Source organism: Pantoea sp. GABEPS69 (assembly GCF_045780835.1).
Lineage (GTDB): Bacteria > Pseudomonadota > Gammaproteobacteria > Enterobacterales > Enterobacteriaceae > Pantoea > Pantoea septica.
Window position 1 is genome coordinate 2,599,258 of the sequence record NZ_CP118618.1, and the last position, 18,873, is coordinate 2,618,130.

Genomic DNA, 18,873 nt, shown 5'->3' on the forward strand with positions numbered 1-18,873 from the left:
TTACGCGCCGTTTTTCAGCGCTTCCAGCTCTTCCCAGCGAGCGAACGCCGTTTCCAGCTCCTGCTCGGTCTGCGCCAGCGCGTCCAGCACCGGCTGAGTCTGGTCATGCGGCTGGCTGAAAAAGTCAGGATGGCTCATTTTCGCCTGCAGCTCGCCAATGCGCGCCTCCAGCGACTCCAGCTTCTGCGGCAGCTGCTCCAGCTCTCGCGTCAGGTTATAGCTTAGCTTGTTGCCGCCGCGTTTCGCGCCGTCAGCTTTTTCCGCCGCCGGTTTCGCCGCGGCGGCAGGCTTGTTTCCCTGGGCGCTTTTCTGCTGTTTGTAGGCGGCGCGCTGCTGCTGCGCGTCGTGATAGCCGCCGACGAAGCTGCCGATGTCGCCGTTGCCTTCGAAAATCCAGCACTCGGTCACGGTGTTGTCGACGAACTGACGATCGTGGCTTACCAGCAGCACAGTGCCCTGATAGCCGTCGATCAGCTCTTCCAGCAGCTCCAGGGTTTCGACGTCGAGGTCATTGGTCGGTTCATCGAGGATCATCAGGTTGCTGGGACGCAGGAAGAGGCGCGCCAGCAGCAGGCGGTTGCGCTCGCCGCCGGAGAGCGCGCGCACCGGCGTCATGGCGCGTTTCGGATGAAACAGGAAGTCCTGCAGGTAGCCGAGCACATGGCGCGGCTTGCCGTTGACCATCACCTCTTGCTTGCCTTCCGCCAGGTTATCCATCACGGTGCGATCGGGATCCAGCTCGGCGCGATGCTGGTCGAAATAGGCGACCTCCAGCTTGGTGCCGCTATGCACGCGGCCGCTGTCGGCTTTCAGCTGCTGCAGCATCAGACGCAGCAGCGTGGTTTTGCCGCAGCCGTTCGGGCCGATGAGCGCGATCTTGTCGCCGCGCTGCACCTGCGCGGAGAAGTCATGCACCAGCGTCTTGCCGCCCACGCCATAGTTGACGTGCTCCAGTTCGAAAACGATTTTGCCCGAGCGCGACGCTTCGCCCACCTGCATATTGGCTTTGCCCATCACTTCGCGGCGCTCGGAGCGTTCGCGGCGCAGCGCTTTCAGCGCGCGCACGCGGCCCTCGTTGCGAGTGCGGCGCGCCTTGATGCCCTGACGGATCCACACCTCTTCCTGCGCCAGCTTGCGGTCGAATTCGGCGTTCTGCATCTCTTCAACGCGCAGCGCCTCCTCTTTCCCCTCCAGATAGAGATCGTAATTGCCAGGCCAGGAGACCAGCTTGCCGCGATCGAGGTCGACGATGCGCGTCGCCATATTGCGAATAAACGAGCGGTCATGGGAAATAAAAACGATGCTGCCGCTGAAGGTCTTCAGGAAGGTTTCCAGCCAGTCGATGGTTTCGATATCGAGGTGGTTGGTCGGTTCATCCAGCAGCAGCACGCGCGGGTTACTCACCAGCGCGCGGCCCAGCGCCGCTTTGCGCAGCCAGCCGCCCGACAGCGACGACAGCTCGGTATCAGGCTCCAGGCCAATCTGCTGCAGCACGTCGTTGATGCGGCTCTCCAGCTGCCACAGATTGTGGTGGTCGAGGATAGTCTGCAGACGCCCCATCTCATTGAGGTTTTTCTCGCTGGGATCGAGCATCACCGCATGCGAAATCGCGTGATAGGCTTTGAGGTGCTCGGCCTGCTCTTCCACGCCCTCCGCCACAAAGTCATAGACGGAGCCGGTAATATTGCGCGGCGGATCCTGCTGCAGACGCGCCACCACCAGGTCCTGCTCAAAAATGATGCGGCCGTCATCCAGCGGCTGCTCCCCGTTGATGATCTTCATCAGGGTCGATTTGCCTGCGCCGTTACGGCCGACCAGACAGACGCGTTCGTTCTCTTCGATATGCAGCTCGGTGTTGTCGAGCAGCGGCGCATCGCTGAATGAGAGGTAGGCGCCGTGAATACTGATTAATGACATCTGAACTTATTCCTTACCGGCGTGAGTAATCAGCCAGCAGTTGTGAATTTGACGGTTACGGGCAAAATCCTGCGACAGGGTTTTCTGGGTAATGTCCTGCGCCTTCAGGCCCAGCGACGCCAGCCCCTCGAGATCCATTTTGAAGCCGCGTTTGTTGTTGGAGAACATGACGGTGCCGCCCGCGCGCAGCAGGCGTTTCAGGTTACGCATCAGCATAATATGATCGCGCTGCACGTCGAAATCCTCTTCCATGCGTTTGGAGTTGGAGAAGGTCGGCGGATCGATAAAGATCAGATCGAACGTCTCGTCGCTCTCGCGCAGCCAGCTCAGGCAGTCGGCCTGCATCAGGCGATGCTGACGGCCGGTCAGCCCGTTGAGACGCAGGTTGCGCTCCGCCCACTCCAGATAGGTGCGCGACATGTCGACCGTGGTGGTGCTGCGCGCGCCGCCCAGCCCAGCGTGCACGCTGGCGCTGCCGGTATAGGAGAAGAGGTTGAGGAAATCTTTATCCTTGCTCATTTTGCCGAGCATATGGCGCGCGATGCGGTGGTCGAGGAACAGCCCGGTGTCCAGGTAGTCCGTCAGGTTAACCAGCAGGCGCGCGTTGTACTCCTGCACTTCGAAGAAATCGCCCTTCTCGCCCAGTTTCTGATACTGATTCTTGCCTTTCTGCCGCTCGCGCGTTTTCAGCACCAGACGGTTGGCAGGCAGCTCCAGCACGCTGAGCGTCGCGCCGATAACGTCGAACAGGCGCTGGCGCGCTTTCGCGGCGTCGATGGTCTTGGGCGGCGCGTACTCCTGCACCACCACCCACTCGCCGTAGCGATCCACCGCCACGTTGTACTCCGGCAGATCGGCGTCGTAGAGGCGATAGCAGGCGATACCTTCCTGACGCGCCCACTTCTCTAGCTTCTTCATGTTCTTACGCAGGCGGTTAGCGTAATCCTCGGCGATCTGCGCGCCGTTTTCGCTGCTGTTTTCCGCCAGCTGATAGTTCTTCTGCACGCACTCGATCGGGCCGTTTTTCGCCTTGAACTGGCGCTCCGCGCGCAGCTGCAGGCAGCTCAGCAGTTCAGGCGAACCGCTGAACAGCGACAGGGTCCAGCCGCCGAAGTGCTGTTTCATGATGCGGCCAAGCTGGCTGTGCAGCGCGATCAGCGCCGGCTCGCTCTCCAGACGCTCGCCGTAAGGCGGGTTGCTCAACACCGTGCCGCGCTGCTCGCCCGGCAGCGGATTTTTCAGCTGCAGCACATCCTGACGCGCGAAGGTAAAGAGATCGGCGACGCCGGCGCGCCGTGCGTTAGCCTGCGCCCATTCCAGCACGCGGCCGTCGCTGTCGTAGCCGAAGAAGCGCGCCTGCGCGGCGGCGGTGCCAGCACGCGCGCGCTGCTGCGCCTCGCTTTTCACCTCGCGCCACAGCGCGTCGTTATGCTGACGCCAGTGGGTGAAGCCCCAGCGGCTGCGCAGCAGACCCGGCGCGCGATCGCAGGCGATCAGCGCCGCTTCGATCAGCAGCGTGCCGGAGCCGCACATCGGATCGAGCAGCGGCGTGGTCGGCTGCCAGCCGGAGCGCAGCACGATCGCCGCCGCCAGGTTCTCCTTGAGCGGCGCCTGGCCGGTCTGCTGACGATAGCCGCGCTGATGCAGCGCGTCGCCGCTCAGATCCAGCGCGATGCTGGCGCGATCTTTATTCAGCCAGACGTTGATGCGGATATCCGGCTGCTCGCGATCCACATTGGGACGCGGCAGCTTCTGGCGGGTAAAGGAGTCGACGATCGCGTCCTTGACCTTTAACGCGCCAAACTGGCTGTTGCGAATCGATTCGTTGGTGCCGCTGAAGTGCACCACGAAGGTATGCTGACTGCCGAACAGTTCGGTCCAGTCGATGCTCTGTACGCCGACATAAAGATCGAGATCGCTGTAGACGCCGAATTCGCCGAGCGGCAGCAAAATACGCGACGCCAGCCGGCTCCACAGCAGACTCTGATACATCGTACGGTCATCGGCTTCAAAGTGAACGCCTCCCTGTACCACCTGCAGATCCTGCGCGCCCAGCGCGTCCAGCTCACTTTTCAACAGCTCTTCGAGCCCACGCGCCGTACTGGCAAAGAGAGAATTCATATCGTCACTATTACTCTTGAGAAAATTGCTGCGCATTATACCCTAATTACGCCTCATTGTTGGAAAGCTACGCGCGCGCCTCTCACCCGGCCGATCACGAGGCTATAGCGTCCCGACGCCATGTATCATAAAGTTAGCTTCTTTTGCCGCCCACGCCCGCTTCTCTGGAGATCGCCATGCTTACGCTGTCCCGTCTGTTCATTCATCCGGTCAAATCGATGCGGGGTGTCCAGCTCTCTCATGCGCAGGCGCTGGAGAGTGGACTGGCTTTCGACCGCATTTTTATGGTGACGGATCTGGACGGCACCTTTATTACCGCGCGCCAGTATCCGGAGATGGTGCGCTTTACCCCGGCGCTGCTGACTGACGGCCTCTCTCTGCGGGCGCCCGACGGCAGCCAGGCGATGATCCGCTTCAGCGATTTCGCCGCGCAGGAGGCGCCGACGGAAGTCTGGGGCAACCATTTTACCGCGCGCATCGCCCCCGACGCCATCAACGCCTGGCTCAGCGCCTTTTTTCCGCGCCCGGTTCAGCTGCGCTGGGTTGGGCCGCAGCCGTCGCGCCGGGTAAAACGCTTTACCGAGGTGCCGCTGGGTTTTGCCGACGGTTATCCGTTTTTGCTGGTTAACAGCGCGTCGCTACAGGATCTGCAGCAGCGCTGCCCGGCCAGCGTGCGCGCCGAACAGTTTCGCGCCAACCTGATTGTGAGCGGCGCGCCGGCCTGGGATGAAGACAGCTGGGCAACGGTGCAGATCGGCAGTGTGATCTTCGACGTGCCTAAACCCTGCAGCCGCTGCGTCTTTACCACCGTCGGCACCGAAAGCGGCCGCAAGCATCCAGACGGCGAGCCGTTAAAAACCCTGCGGGGCTTCCGCAGCGCGCAGGACGGCAGCGGCGATATCGACTTCGGCCTGAATTTGATTGCGCGCGGCAGCGGCATCGTTCGCGTCGGGGACGAGGTGCAGGTGCTGGCGCGCCATACGCCGCGCGCCTACGGGCCTGGTGCGGTGGTGGAAACCCTTAAGCCGCAGCAGCAAACGGCGGCGGCGGTCTCTGTTACCTGGCAGGGCCAGCGGTTTCAGGGCGATAACCAGCAGGTGCTGCTGGAGCAGTTAGAGCAGCAGGGTTTTAAAATCCCCTACTCCTGTCGGGCAGGCCTGTGCGGCAGCTGTAAAGTGACGCTGGTTGCGGGAGAGGTAAAAGCGCTGAAGAAGAGCGCCATTCGCGACGACGGCACGATTCTGAGCTGCAGCTGTATTCCCGCTGGCGATATAGAACTGGCGTGAGAATCAGACCGCGTAAGCGAAGCGCGGCGCGCTCTCCGCATGGTGCGGCAGCAGGCGATCGTTCATAATTTTAATGGCGTCGCCTAATACCATCTGCTTGCCCGCCAGCGTAAGCGTAGGCTGCGCCAGCAGGCAGAGCGTGGCGTTGCCGCCGCTTTCCACCGCCAGCAGTCGCGCCTGTTCGCCGTTTTCCGCCAGCGTCACCTCCACCATATCGCCCGCCTCCGGCTGCAGCACGCAGGTCCAGGCGGTGAAATGCCAGCTTTTCGGCATCAGCGGCTTCAGAAAGCGGCTCGCCACCAGCGCGTTGAGCGTCAGCTCGGCGCGCTGATTAACGCTTAGCGAACTCTGTCGACAGCGTTCTTCGAAGGTGTAGTAGAGGGCGGCGTCGTCAACGCTGAATCCGGTCTGGGTGAAGGCGTCGGGGGTCAACATTTTGCGGGGAAAGCGAGAGCGGAAAAGCATACCGTCAGCCAGGTCCAGCATCATCCGGTCATGGTCGGCGTCGAAATACCAGCGCCAGTTATCATCAGGTTTGATTTTCATAATTTGCCTCGTCATTAACCGCCGCGTTTCTCTGCACAGACTCAGCGAAGCCCTGTTTGTGGGGAAAAAGCTGAAAATACGCACAACAGGGGAAAAATATAAACGAGCCGAAGTGAGAAATAAACCCCCCGGCGTCGTTTTATTAGAAATGTCTTAGAGATGGGTCACGATATCTTTTATTAATCCCGGTCCTTTATAAATAAAACCGGAGTAAATTTGCACCAGCGCGGCGCCCGCGGCCATTTTTTCTCGCGCCGCGGTTAATGAATCAATACCGCCGACGCCGATAATCGGCAGCGCGCCGTCCAGCTCCTGCGCCAGCCGCTTGATCACCGCCGTGCTGCGCGACTGCACCGGACGACCGCTCAGGCCGCCTGACTCCGTGCTGTATTGCAGGCCGCTGACCAGCGAGCGATCCAGCGTCGTATTAGTGGCGATCACGCCATCGATATTATGGCGCACCAGACTGTCGGCAATTTGTATTAATTCTTCTTCAGAAAGATCGGGCGCAATTTTTACTGCGACCGGCACATATTTCAGGTGCTGCTGCTCCAGCGCTTTCTGTTTGGCTTTAATCGACGCCAGAAGATCGTCGAGCGCTTCGCCATATTGCAGCGTACGCAATCCCGGCGTATTTGGCGAGGAGATATTTATCGCGATATAACCGGCATGCGCATAAACCTTCTCCATGCAAATCAGGTAATCCTCTTTGCCGTTTTCTACCGCCGTATCTTTATTTTTGCCGATATTAATGCCGAGAATACCTTTGAACCGCGCTTTTTTGACGTTCTCCACCAGGTGATCGACGCCGAGATTGTTAAAGCCCATGCGGTTGATAATGCCCTCGGCCTCGACCAGCCGAAACATGCGCGGCTTATCGTTGCCCGCCTGAGCGCGCGGCGTGACGGTGCCGACTTCGACGAAGCCGAACCCCATCGCGCCGAAGGCGTCGATGCATTCGGCGTTTTTATCCAGTCCGGCCGCCAGCCCCAGCGCGTTGTCGAACCGTAAGCCCATGCAGGTCACCGGACGGGAAGGAAGACGCTGACGGATCAGCGCCTCCAGCGGCGTGCCGCTGATGAAACGCAGTTGCTGAAAAGTGAGTTCGTGAGCGCGCTCGGGGTCGAGCTTAAACAGCGCAGGTCGGACGATAGGATAAAGCATGCACTCTCCTGGAGGTCGGAAGCGATGAGTTGTCGGGGTGCACGGGAAAATGTGCGCCAGAATGGTAAAGGCCTCTGGCGCAAAAGTAAATTACTGACGGGACAAGATTATTGATCGCGATCAGCGCTTGCTGGCATAACGCGCCAGACGGCGACACGCCTGCAGACCGCTGTAAATCGTCGGATAGTACCAGAGCAGCTTAAGACGTTTGCTTTCGCCCGTGACCTTGCGCACCAACTGATCGATAGTGGTATGCCAGGAGGCGGGCACCGCAATATTGTTTTTGCGGATTTCGATCAGGCATCCGTACATTACCGGCTGATAGTAGATGTCCAGCAGCTTCTCTTCCGGCGGCAATCCCTGCTCGCGCAGGAAGCTTTCGCTGCTGCGGCGGGCGATATAGTAGTTTTCCACCCAGGAGAAAGTCGCCTTGCCCTGCGACAGCGAGGTCGGCATAAAGCGCTTGTTGTAGTAGCTTTTCCGCGTAAAGCCGATCTGCCGCGCCGACATATAGAGCGCGAACATATAGGGCGCGTCCTCATGGTTCTGGATCGGCAGAAACTGCACGCCGGTGCGCATAATAAGATCGCGCGAGAGAATGCTGCTCCACAGTGTGCGATGGGCCGAGCGGTGCGGAATCATGCTGCGCAGCGTATCGGCGCCGCCGGGCAGGACGGCGTCGATGTGGCGCTGATGGAACTGCTCATACTGGCGCTCGGCGACCGGTTTGTCGGTAAACATGCGCGCGCCGAAGCAGAACATCTCCATCTCAGGATGCTGCGCCAGCGAGCTGCGGAAGTCGGCGAAGAGATCTTTTGAGACAAAATCGTCGGCGTCCATAAAGTAGATAAAGTCGCCGGTGGCGATCTCCAGCCCTTTGGTGCGCGCCGCGCTGACCCCGCCGCGCTCGCCGCGCAGCAGCGTCAGCTGCGGGTGGCGGGCGGCCAGCGCCTCCAGCAGGGTGACGCTGTCGTCGGTGGAGCCGTCGTCGATAACGATCACCTGCTCCGGCGGAGATGACTGACCCAGCAGCGAATCGATCGCTTCCGGCAGCCAGGGCGCGCAGTTCCAGTTCGGCACGATAACAGAGATCGTCGCTGCGCGGCTGTCAGGGTTCCGTGTGCTCATTCTCGCTCCTCAATAGTAAAACCTTTGGCTCGGGCAGGCAGCAGACGCTTAATCACCAGGCTGTGCAGCAGACAGCAGACTGAGAGGTTAACCAGGCCGATCAGACCCAGCCACAGCAGGTTAAGCCAGCGGTTCTGGTTCCACTCGATTGGCAGGAAGGTGCAAAGCCATGCGATCAGTCCCGCGACCGCCCAGATCAGCAGCACATCGCGCGTCAGCCAGGTAAAGTGAATGCCCGGCGCGAAACGGCGGTGCACCAGCCATGCCCAGCCGGCCAGATAGAAGACATTCTGCCCCAGCCACAGCCAGCCGGTGCCCTCCGCGCCATAGTGAATCGCGGCCCAGATGTTGAGCGGAACCAGGATCACGGCGAAGCAGGAGAAGCCCTTCAGATGCAGCTTGAGGTTGCCGTTGACGTACTGCAGATGGTAAAGCAGGCCGCAAATCGCCTGCACGCCGCTGCCCAGCGCGTAGAGGCTGAGCACGAACGACATATCCGTCACGACCTGCGTGTTCTGCGTCCAGGCCCAGAGCAGCGGCGTGGCGAACATCGCGATAGTAATGCTGAGCGGCGCCATAAAGATCGCCACCGCCTGAGTAGTGTAGCGGTAGAGCGTCAGGGATTCGGCATCGCCCTCTTTGCGCGTTTTAATGCCGGTCATGCGCGGCACGATCGCCTGCATAATCGGGCTGCTGAGCAGGATAATGCCGGTGGCCGCGGTAGCGACGACGGTAAAGGAACCGTAGGCGCTCAGCGGCAGGGTTTTCGACAGCACCAGACGGTCAATTTGTGAAATAAAGGTCCAGATGGCGCTGGCGAACGCCGCGCTCAGCGCAAAGCGAATAAAGGGCTTTAACACCGTCTTTAAGTTTTCGTGCTTCTGTTTACGCGCGGCGGCAGGCACCAGCTGATAGGACTTGGCAATCAGGCAGATCGCTTCCGCTATCGACACCGCCAGCTGCCAGATAAAAAAGCTCAGTACCGGATTGGAGAAGAGCTGAATGATCAGCACCGCGCCAAAGGTGCGCAGCGTGACGATGACCAGGTTGACGCCGTTGAGCCATACCTGATGCTCAAAGCCGACAATCACGCTGCGATAGGGGCTGGTACGCCAGCGAATAGCCGCCGTAATCACCATGATAGCGACAGCAAGCGTCACGTCCGCCGAAGGCAGATGGCGCGCGTCGAGCCAGTTATGGGCGATCCATGGCGTCGCCAGCCAGCCGATCACCACCAGAATGACCGTGGAGATCAGAAAGAATTTCGACAGCGCGGAGAAGAGCGCCGGGAACCAGATAAACTCCGCCTGATTAGCGCGATAGCGCGCCGCTTCGCGCATGAGCGTGGTCGACACGCCAGCGTCGAGCAGCTGGAGCCAGGTTAACAGAATCGAGAAAAAACCCACTAGCCCGTAAGCTTCCATCCCGAGATGTTGAATATAGAGCGGCACGACCAGAATGCCTGACAGCGTCAGGTAAATCTGACCGACATAATTGGCGATCGCGTTACGTTTAATTGACATAAGTATGATTGTATCTGGGCAGTTTTCTCGGAGGCCACAAGCGTGGCACACATCATCAGACCTGCCTACCAGACATAGTCTTAAATTTATCTCTGGCGCTGCGCGCCAGAGATAATCTGACCTGCCGCGGAAGAAGCCAGAGGGTGAAATAATATTTATCCGCGGTGAATCGTCCGATAAGCAGGCATGCTAATGCGAGCGAAAAGTCAGGCGGCTTTTTTCAGCTCTTTTGTAACTTTATATTTTTGCAGCAGGATAAACATGCGCGGGCGATTAATAAGCAGCCACTCTTTAGCGTTGACCGGCTTAAATTTGCCGCCCATAAAGCGAATCGCATTAATGACATATTCCGGCACCGGCGTGCCGTTGTAGAGCGACAAATAAATCATCAGGCGGAAAGAGTGCATTAAATAGGCTTTTTCCAGCTGCGTCTTCAGCGGCGAATGATCTAAATTATGCTTAAGGATGCCGTAGGTCTGCATAAAGGCGTTATAACGCTGCAGGAAATAGTCGTCGTTTTTGCGACTGTTGGTGAGCGAGCCGCTACGTACGCGCTGGCGATAGTAAACGTGCTGGCTTACCCAGGCGTGCGTGGCATGAACAAATACCGACAGCGTAAATTTATGATCTTCATGCACCCGGTCGACAAAACGCAGGTTGTGCTGCGTAATCAGGCTTCTTTTCACCGCGTAGTTCCAGGCGGCGGATGTATAGGAGCCGTTATTCAACAGACGCGACAAAACCTGCTGTGGCGGCTGCAGACCGAATTGATCGTGGCGCACTTTAGGACGGGTCTGATTTTCCCGACCGTCTTCAAACATCTGCGAATTAAAGCAAAAGAGGTCGATCTCAGGGTGCGCAGCGGTAACCTGCTGCAGCTCTGCAACGAAGCCTTCCGGTACGATATCGTCCGGGTCGCAGAAGAAGACAAACTCTCCCTGCGCGGCGTCAATGCCGGTATCTCGCGCTTTACCCGCGCCGCCGTTGGGCGTGGTGATAACGCGAACCTGCGGCTGGTGACCATATTTCTGCTCCACCAGCGCCAGAGTGCCATCGGTCGAGCTGTCGTTAACAATGATAATTTCTGTCGGCGCGTCAACCTGACGCAACAAGGAGTCGACACATTCGACTATATATTTCTCCACGTTATACGTGGGAATAATGACTGATAGCAGCGTCTTTGCCATACATCTTTCTCTGGGTCGATTAAAAGAAAAAGCACGAGCGTTACACAAATATTAAAGTTGTGTTAAAGCATGGCGCAGAAAGAATTAAACGAGACGTCAGCAGCGAGTCTCTCGTGGTGGAATAGTATAGGCAGAAGCTTTTTTCTATTAACAGGGCCAGCGTTTTATTCAGATTCGTCCTCAGCGCGGAATCTATCACGCCAGGTAAAGTATCAGAGGCAAAGCGCGGCTTTTGCTTAACATCATGTAACTTTTCTGGCTAAAGCGTCAGCGCTTTTAGACGGAAAAGAGGTCACAAGGCGTTTCAGTCTGATGGCTTTATTATCACTTAACGAAAATGACGTTTCCCCGACGTCCGTTATCGGCATGGCGATATTCCGATAATAACGCCGGCGAGCCCACAGCGGAGGCGGCATGATTAGCTTTTTCTCCGTCACGTCACATCAAATGGGTTGCAGGAAACAAATAGCGCCACGTGTCCTGTCTGATTAATAAGCCTGCGTCAGATAATGTGCAGATACTTTTGCTGCTATTTGTTAAGTCGGCATAAACAATGCCTGTGGATCTGCGCCAGTGTTTTAGGATTATTCGGAACTCAGCCCTGCCGCTTCCGATAATGCTTTCATTAATAACGCTGCGCGTTTTGCGCTTTTCGCCTTTAGATTGCCGGATAAATCATTTAAGCCCTCTCCCCCGCTCTGTCAGGATGTGACCATCAGTTCTCAACAATAGCTAATCAATAACTTTCAGTTATAAGGAGTAACGATGCGAGTTATTACGCTAGCGGGCAGCCCGCGTTTCCCGTCACGTTCGACTTCGCTGCTTACCCTGTGCCAGCGCGCGCTGGAAGCGCGCGGCGTTGAGGTGATCCCCTGGAATATCCAGAATTTTCAGCCTGACGATCTTATTAACGCGCGGTTCGATGCCCCGGCGCTGCTGGCGCTGCGCGAAGATTTGCTCGCCGCCGACGGCGTGATCGTCGCCACGCCGGTCTATAAGGCCTCTTTCTCAGGCGCGCTGAAAACCCTGCTCGATCTGCTGCCCGAACGCGCCCTGGAGCACAAAGTGGTGCTGCCGCTGGCCAGCGGCGGCAGCGTGGCCCATATGCTCGCGGTCGATTACGCCCTGAAGCCGGTGCTGAACGCGCTGAAGGCGCAGGAGATCCTGCACGGCGTATTTGCCGAAGATCATCAGATTACCCACTACGATCGCCAGCCAGAGCTGCAGGCGGCGCTGGCGCGCCGGCTGGATGAGGCGGTCGAGGCGTTCTGGCTGGCGCTGACCCGCCATCACAAACCTCTGGCGCAGGCTGTTTAAAGGAAGAAACCGACATGAAGAGCATCACCGGCTGGCTACTTGCCGCACTCGCCGTGCTGAGCCTGCAAACGCAGGCGGCGGACGCGCCCGCGCAGATTCGCATCGGCTACCAGAAAGGTTCCGTCAGCATGGTGCTGGCGAAATCGCACCGACTGCTGGAGCAGCGCTTCCCCGACACCAAAATTCAGTGGATCGAATTTCCCGCCGGTCCGCAGATGCTGGAGGCGCTAAACGTCGACAGTATCGACCTCGGCAGCACCGGCGATATACCGCCGCTGTTCGCCCAGGCAGCGGGCGCCGATCTGCTTTACGTCGGCTCGGAGCCGCCTAAGCCGCAGGCTGAGGTGATTCTGGTGGCGAAGAACAGCCCGCTAAAAAGCGTCGCCGATTTGAAAGGCAAGAAAGTCGCCTTTCAGAAAGGCTCCAGCTCGCACAACCTGCTGCTGCGCGCCCTGCAGCGTGAAGGGCTGAGCTTTAAAGATATTCAGCCGATCTATCTGACGCCTGCCGACGCGCGCGCCGCCTTCCAGCAGGGCGACGTGGACGCCTGGGCTATCTGGGATCCCTACTATTCCGCCGCGCTGCAGCAGGGCAACGTGCGCGTGCTGGCCGACGGCAGCCAGCTCAATCTTACCGGCTCATTCTACCTGGCGACGCGTAAGTTCGCCGAGCAGAACGGCGCCTTCGTTCAACAGGTGCTGGATACCTTTAGCCAGGCGGATGCGCTGACGCTCAGCCAGCGCGATCAGAGCATCGATCTGCTCGCCGCCGCAATGGGCCTGCCGAAGCCGGTTATCGCCAGCTATCTCGATCACCGCCCGCCGACCCATATTTCGCCGGTCAGCGCGCAAACCGCAGCGGCGCAGCAGCACACCGCCGATCTGTTCTATTCCAGCCACCTGGTGCCGGTCAAACTGACGATCGCCGATCGCATCTGGCATCCCAGCGCCCAACTTCAGTAAGGAGCGAATAATGAGCTTATCCGTATTCTGGTTTCTTCCGACGCACGGCGACGGACACTATCTCGGCACCTCGGAAGGGGCGCGTCCGGTTGACCACGGCTACCTGCAGCAGATCGCGCAGGCCGCAGACCGCCTGGGCTTCGGCGGCGTGCTCATCCCAACCGGCCGTTCGTGCGAAGACGCCTGGCTGGTCGCCGCCTCGCTGATCCCGGTAACGCAGCGCCTGCGCTTTCTGGTGGCGCTGCGCCCCGGCGTGATTTCGCCGACTCAGGCGGCGCGCCAGGCCGCAACCCTGGATCGCCTCTCTAACGGCCGTGCGCTATTTAATCTGGTGACCGGCGGCGATCCCGAAGAGCTGGCGGGCGACGGCGTATTTCTCGATCACCATGAGCGCTATGTCGAGTCGGCGGAGTTTACCCGCGTCTGGCGTCGCGTGCTGGAGGGCGAAACGGTCGATTATGCCGGCAAATATGTCAAGGTGCGCGGCGCGCGCCTGCTGTTCGACCCGGTGCAGCAGCCGCGTCCGCCGCTCTGGTTCGGCGGCTCCTCTGAACCGGCGCAGGATCTGGCCGCCGAGCAGGTCGACGTCTACCTCACCTGGGGCGAACCGCCGGCGCTGGTGAAAGAGAAGATTGAACAGGTGCGCGCCAAAGCGGCGGCGCAGGGACGCAAGGTGCGCTTCGGCATTCGTCTGCACGTCATTGTTCGCGAAACCAATGACGAAGCCTGGCGCGCCGCCGATCGTCTGATCGCCCATCTCGACGACGACACTATCGCGAAGGCGCAAGCCGCATTCGCCCGCACCGACTCGGTGGGCCAGCAGCGCATGGCGGCGCTGCACAGCGGGCGCCGCGACCAGCTGGAAATCAGCCCGAACCTGTGGGCGGGCGTTGGTCTGGTGCGCGGCGGCGCCGGCACCGCGCTGGTCGGCGACGGCCCAACCGTGGCCGCGCGCATGCAGGAGTACGCCGACCTCGGCATCGAGACCTTTATTCTTTCCGGCTATCCGCATCTGGAAGAGGCGTATCGCGTCGGCGAGCTGCTCTTCCCGCATCTCGACCTGGAGGTGCCGCAGATCCCGCAACCGCGCGACGTGCAGGCGTTCGGCGAAACCGTCGCCAACGATTTCCGTCCGCAGAAAGTGTCGCAGAGCTGAGGGAGAAATGATGGCGAAAACCACTAAACGCATTACCAACCAGCTGGTGCCCTGGATTTTTCCGGCGCTGCTGGTAGCGATCTGGCAAATTGCCTCCCAGACCGGGCTGCTGTCGACGCGCATTCTGCCTTCGCCGGAAAATATCGTCATTACCTTCTGGCATCTGGCCGCCAGCGGCGAGCTGTGGCAGCACCTCGCCATCAGTGGCTGGCGCGCGCTGATCGGCTTTAGCATCGGCGGCTCCATCGGGCTGATTCTGGGGCTGATCACCGGCACCTCGCGCCTTGGCGAGCGGCTGCTCGATACCTCGGTGCAGATGCTGCGCAACGTGCCGCATCTGGCGCTGATCCCGCTGGTGATCCTCTGGTTTGGCATCGACGAGGCCGCGAAGATTTTTCTGGTGGCGCTCGGCACCCTGTTTCCCATCTACCTCAATACCTATCACGGCATCCGCAATATCGATCGCGGCCTGGTGGAGATGGCGCGTAGCTACGGCCTCTCGGGCTGGAGCCTGTTTATTCAGGTGATCCTGCCCGGCGCCCTGCCCTCGATTATGGTCGGCGTGCGTTTCGCGCTCGGCCTGATGTGGCTGACGCTGATCGTCGCCGAAACCATTTCCGCCAATTCGGGCATCGGCTATCTGGCGATGAACGCGCGTGAGTTCCTGCAAACCGACGTGGTGGTGGTGGCGATTATTCTTTACGCCCTGCTCGGCAAACTGGCGGATGTCGCCGCCCTGCTGCTGGAACGCATCTGGCTGCGCTGGCATCCGGCCTGGCAATTGAAGGAGGAGAACGCATGAGCACTTCACTCTCTCCGGCGCGGCTGAACGCCGGCACGCCGGTCGGCGTCAACGGCGTCAGCAAGCAGTACGGCAGCCGCACCATCCTGAATCATATCGATCTGCATATTCCTTCCGGCCAGTTTGTCGCGGTAGTTGGGCGCAGCGGCTGCGGCAAGAGTACGCTGCTGCGCCTGCTGGCGGGGCTGGAGCAGACCACCCAGGGCGAGCTGCTGGCGGGCAACGCGCCGCTGCACACCGCGCGCGAAGATACCCGTCTGATGTTTCAGGACGCGCGTCTGCTGCCGTGGAAGCGGGTTATCGATAATGTCGGTCTCGGCCTGAAGGGTCGCGAGTGGCGCGGCGCGGCGCTCGAGGCGCTGGAGGCGGTCGGGCTGGCGGAGCGCGCGCATGAGTGGCCCGCTGCGCTCTCCGGCGGACAGAAGCAGCGCGTGGCGCTGGCGCGCGCGCTGATCCACCGTCCGGGTCTGCTGCTGCTCGACGAGCCGCTCGGCGCGCTGGATGCGCTGACGCGTATTGAAATGCAGGGGCTAATCGAGTCGTTATGGCAGCAACACCATTTTACCGTGCTGCTGGTAACGCATGACGTCAGCGAAGCCGTGGCGATGGCGGATCGCGTGCTGCTGATCGAAGAGGGTCAGATTGGGCTCGATTTGCTGGTGGATTTGCCGCGTCCGCGCCGTCGCGGGTCGGTCAGGCTGGCGGAGCTGGAGGCAGAGGTGCTGGATCGCGTGATGCGCCGCAGCGAAAGCGAGCAGCCGGCGCGCTACGCCCACCAGCGCTAAAAATAGTTGGTAACACCGGGGTCAGATGACAAGGCGGGTAGCAGTGACCGATCACAAAGTCGCTCAAGGCATCCTTGCGCGCTCGTCCCGCGTGGATACGCACCTCATCCCTGAGGTGCGCCCGTACCGGGCCAACGCGCTGCGTTGTTCAAAAACGCTCCCGGCGTTTTTGTCCCTGTCGCGGGACGCTTTACTCTCCGGTCCCTGCTACCCGCGTTTTATACTTTTCTGCGGCCTGTAAGGCGGGAATATTTCCCGCCTTTGCCGTTTAAGCGTTCAGCGCGCGGGTGATCTTCTCATAGAGATCGCCCGAGAGCTTATCCAGCCCCTGCAGCGTTTCCAGCGCCTGACGCATCAGCGCCTGACGGTCGGCGTCGTAGCGCTTCAGGCGGATCAGCGGCTCGATCATACGCGCCGCCACCTGCGGGTTGCGGGTATTGAGATCGGTCAGCATCTCCACCAGGAACTGATAGCCGCTGCCGTCTTTAGCGTGGAACGCCGCCGGGTTGCCGGAGACGAAGGCGCCGATCAGCGCGCGGATGCGGTTAGGGTTGCTCATGGTGAACGAGCGATGATGCAGCAGCTCGCGCACCTTCTGCAAGACGTCCGGCGACGGGCTGGTGGCCTGCAGCATTAACCATTTATCCATCACCAGGCCATCACGATGCCAACGCTCGTCGTAGTGCGCCAGCAGCGCGCCGCGGCACGGCAGCTGCGCCGCCACCGACGCCGCCAGCGCCGCCAGCGCATCCGTCATATTGTTCGCCTGCTGATACTGCGTCTGCACCAGCCTGTCCGCCAGCGCTGTTTCGCCGAACGCCAGATAGTAGAGACAGATATTCTTCAGCGCGCGCTGCCCCATCGCATCGTGCTCAATACGGTACTCGCCCTGCTGATTAGCGTTGTAGACGGCATAAAACTCATCCGCCAGCTCGGTGGCCAGCGTGCGCACCAGCGCCTCGCGCACCACCGTAATCGCCTGCGGATCGATCACCTCGAACAGCTCGGCAATCTCGTTCTCGCCCGGCAGCGTCAGAATCTGCGCGGTCAGCGCCGGATCGCGCCCTTCGTCCAGCAGAACCGCGCGGAAAGCGTCGGCAACGTGCAGCGGCAGCGACAGCGGCTGGCCTTGCTGATGGCGCGCCACGTTAAGGCGGATATAGGTGGCCAGCAGGCTCTGCGCCGCATCCCAGCGTGCAAAGTCGTTGCGCGCATGGCGCATCAGGAAGGTGAGCTGAGCATCGCTCCATTTATAGTCGAGCTTCACCGGCGCGGAGAATTCGCGCAGCAGCGACGGCACCGGCTGGAAGTAGACGTTATCGAAGATAAAGGTCTGGAACTCCTCGGTCACGTTCAGCACGTGATGCACCGGATGACCGTTATGCTGCAGCGGAATCACCTTGCCTTCGCCGTCATAGAGTTCGATATCGAGCGGAATATGCAGCGGCAGCTTCTCTTTCTGATCGGCGGTCGGCGGCGTATGCTGCGTGACGTGCAGCGTATACTGTTCCAGCTCGGGATTGTAGTCGTCGCGTACCGTCAGCACCGGCGTGCCGCTCTGGCTGTACCAGCGGCGGAACTGCGACAGATCGACATTCGAGGCATCTTCCATCGCCTGCACGAAGTCGTCGCAGGTCGCCGCGCTGCCATCGTGACGCTCGAAGTAGAGCTGCATCCCTTTCTGGAAGTTCTCTTCGCCGAGCAGCGTGTGCATCATGCGGATCACTTCCGATCCCTTTTCGTAAACGGTCAGGGTATAGAAGTTATTCATCTCCATCACCTGATCCGGGCGGATCGGGTGCGCCATTGGGCTGGCGTCCTCGGCGAACTGCGCGCCGCGCATCACGCGCACGTTATCGATGCGGTTGACCGCGCGCGAGCCGAGATCGGAGCTGAACTCCTGATCGCGGAATACCGTCAGCCCCTCTTTCAGACTGAGCTGGAACCAGTCGCGGCAGGTGACGCGGTTGCCGGTCCAGTTGTGAAAATATTCATGGCCGATTACCGCTTCGATGCCGAGATAGTCTTTGTCGGTCGCGGTTTCCGCCTTCGCCAGCACATATTTGGAGTTGAAGACGTTCAGGCCTTTGTTCTCCATCGCGCCCATATTGAAGAAGTCGACGGCGACAATCATAAAGATGTCGAGGTCATACTCGAGGCCGAAGCGCTCCTCATCCCACTTCATGCTGTTTTTCAGCGAGGTCATCGCCCAGTCGGCGCGATCCAGATTGCCGCGATCGACGAAGATCTCCAGCGCCACGTCGCGGCCGGAACGGGTCTTAAAGCTGTCGCGCAGCACGTCGAAATCGCCCGCCACCAGCGCAAAGAGATAGCAGGGTTTCGGGAAGGGATCCTGCCATTTCACCCAGTGCTTGCCCTGCTCCGCTTTGCCGCCGTCGATGCGGTTGCCGTTGGAGAGCAGATAGGGGTAGCGCGCCTCGTCGGCGATGATGGTGGTGGTAAAGCGCGCCAGCACGTCCGGGCGATCCAGATACCAGGTAATGTGGCGGAAACCTTCGGCTTCGCACTGGGTGCAGAGCGCTTCGCCAGACTGATAGAGCCCTTCCAGCGCGGTATTTTTATCGGGATGAATATCGTTGACGATCTTGAGCTGGAACTGCTCCGGCAGCTGGCTCAGCACCAGCGCGCCCTCTTCCTGACGGTAGGCGCTCCACGGCGATCCATCCACTTCAATGGCGATCAGGGTTAACGCTTCGCCATCGAGACGCAGCTCAGCCTGCGCATCGCCGAGACGTTTAACCTGGCTGACGGCGGTGACGCGCGTCGCCGCGGCGTCGAGCGCAAAGGTCAGGTCGATATCGGTGATGGTGTAATCCGGCGCACGATAGTCGTGGCGATATTTAATGTGGTGCTGTTGCGTCATATTCCGTCTCGCATTGTTATAGGTTTACCGCCAAAGTCTAAGCGCGTTGCCTTTAGCTTGCCATGCACAATGCGCATCGCGGCATAAATAGCTAC

14 protein-coding genes are annotated in these 18,873 nt (G+C 59.9%); 6 read left to right on the top strand and 8 right to left on the bottom strand.

The window, feature by feature from the left end; genetic code table 11:
• Nucleotides 1-1,917 (bottom strand): ABC transporter ATP-binding protein, encoded by a 1,917-nt coding sequence (locus PVE98_RS12820; RefSeq protein ID WP_096072903.1) that lies wholly within the window; start codon nt 1,915-1,917, stop codon nt 1-3.
• A 6-nt stretch (nt 1,918-1,923) separates the two neighbouring features.
• Nucleotides 1,924-4,038 carry a bifunctional 23S rRNA (guanine(2069)-N(7))-methyltransferase RlmK/23S rRNA (guanine(2445)-N(2))-methyltransferase RlmL gene (rlmKL, locus tag PVE98_RS12825; RefSeq protein WP_048782969.1) on the bottom strand — a complete coding sequence of 705 codons (2,115 nt, stop codon included), beginning with the start codon at nt 4,036-4,038 and terminating at the stop codon, nt 1,924-1,926.
• A 176-nt stretch (nt 4,039-4,214) separates the two neighbouring features.
• Between rlmKL and PVE98_RS12830 the strand changes: the two genes are divergently transcribed.
• Nucleotides 4,215-5,324, top strand: coding sequence for a YcbX family protein (locus PVE98_RS12830; protein ID WP_096072902.1), 1,110 nt, complete (start codon nt 4,215-4,217; stop codon nt 5,322-5,324).
• Nucleotides 5,325-5,327: 3 nt separating this feature from the next.
• Here the strand turns inward: PVE98_RS12830 and PVE98_RS12835 are convergent, their stop codons facing one another.
• The 5 genes from PVE98_RS12835 to PVE98_RS12855 all read right to left on the bottom strand — a co-directional run bounded on the left by PVE98_RS12835 (nt 5,328) and on the right by PVE98_RS12855 (nt 10,872).
• Entirely contained in the window at nt 5,328-5,870 is a 543-nt protein-coding gene (locus tag PVE98_RS12835; RefSeq protein WP_033751204.1) for a cell division protein ZapC, read from the bottom strand.
• 153 nt (nt 5,871-6,023) lie between these two features.
• A complete protein-coding gene (pyrD, locus tag PVE98_RS12840) occupies nt 6,024-7,034 on the bottom strand; it encodes a quinone-dependent dihydroorotate dehydrogenase (RefSeq protein ID WP_096072901.1) in 1,011 nt (336 codons plus the stop codon).
• A 120-nt stretch (nt 7,035-7,154) separates the two neighbouring features.
• Nucleotides 7,155-8,162 carry a glycosyltransferase family 2 protein gene (locus PVE98_RS12845; protein ID WP_407568511.1) on the bottom strand — a complete coding sequence of 336 codons (1,008 nt, stop codon included), beginning with the start codon at nt 8,160-8,162 and terminating at the stop codon, nt 7,155-7,157.
• The gene (locus PVE98_RS12850) at nt 8,159-9,685 is read right to left on the bottom strand and encodes a lipopolysaccharide biosynthesis protein (protein WP_033751212.1); all 1,527 of its coding nucleotides are present in this window, start codon (nt 9,683-9,685) and stop codon (nt 8,159-8,161) included. The genes PVE98_RS12845 and PVE98_RS12850 overlap by 4 nt, the downstream gene beginning before the upstream one ends.
• A 206-nt stretch (nt 9,686-9,891) precedes the next feature.
• A complete protein-coding gene (locus PVE98_RS12855; RefSeq protein WP_096072899.1) occupies nt 9,892-10,872 on the bottom strand; it encodes a glycosyltransferase in 981 nt (326 codons plus the stop codon).
• Between the two features lie 765 nt (nt 10,873-11,637).
• On the opposite strand from PVE98_RS12855, the gene ssuE reads away from it, so the two are divergent.
• From ssuE to ssuB, 5 genes are read left to right on the top strand one after another with little or no spacing between them, the layout of a single operon-like run.
• A complete protein-coding gene (ssuE, locus tag PVE98_RS12860; protein ID WP_033789321.1) occupies nt 11,638-12,189 on the top strand; it encodes an NADPH-dependent FMN reductase in 552 nt (183 codons plus the stop codon).
• A 14-nt stretch (nt 12,190-12,203) separates the two neighbouring features.
• A complete protein-coding gene (locus tag PVE98_RS12865; protein WP_096072897.1) occupies nt 12,204-13,151 on the top strand; it encodes a sulfonate ABC transporter substrate-binding protein in 948 nt (315 codons plus the stop codon).
• A gap of 10 nt (nt 13,152-13,161) precedes the next feature.
• The gene (ssuD, locus tag PVE98_RS12870; protein ID WP_033751221.1) at nt 13,162-14,307 is read left to right on the top strand and encodes an FMNH2-dependent alkanesulfonate monooxygenase; all 1,146 of its coding nucleotides are present in this window, start codon (nt 13,162-13,164) and stop codon (nt 14,305-14,307) included.
• Nucleotides 14,308-14,317: 10 nt separating this feature from the next.
• Nucleotides 14,318-15,109, top strand: a complete 792-nt coding sequence (ssuC, locus tag PVE98_RS12875) for an aliphatic sulfonate ABC transporter permease SsuC (RefSeq protein ID WP_096072895.1) — start codon at nt 14,318-14,320, stop codon at nt 15,107-15,109.
• Nucleotides 15,106-15,894: an aliphatic sulfonates ABC transporter ATP-binding protein gene (gene ssuB / locus PVE98_RS12880; RefSeq protein ID WP_096072894.1), complete on the top strand. Its 789-nt coding sequence runs from the start codon at nt 15,106-15,108 to the stop codon at nt 15,892-15,894. The genes ssuC and ssuB overlap by 4 nt, the downstream gene beginning before the upstream one ends.
• A 268-nt stretch (nt 15,895-16,162) precedes the next feature.
• Here ssuB and pepN read toward each other — a convergent pair whose 3' ends face one another.
• Nucleotides 16,163-18,778, bottom strand: coding sequence for an aminopeptidase N (pepN, locus tag PVE98_RS12885; protein WP_033751230.1), 2,616 nt, complete (start codon nt 18,776-18,778; stop codon nt 16,163-16,165).
• Nucleotides 18,779-18,873 lie beyond the last annotated feature (95 nt).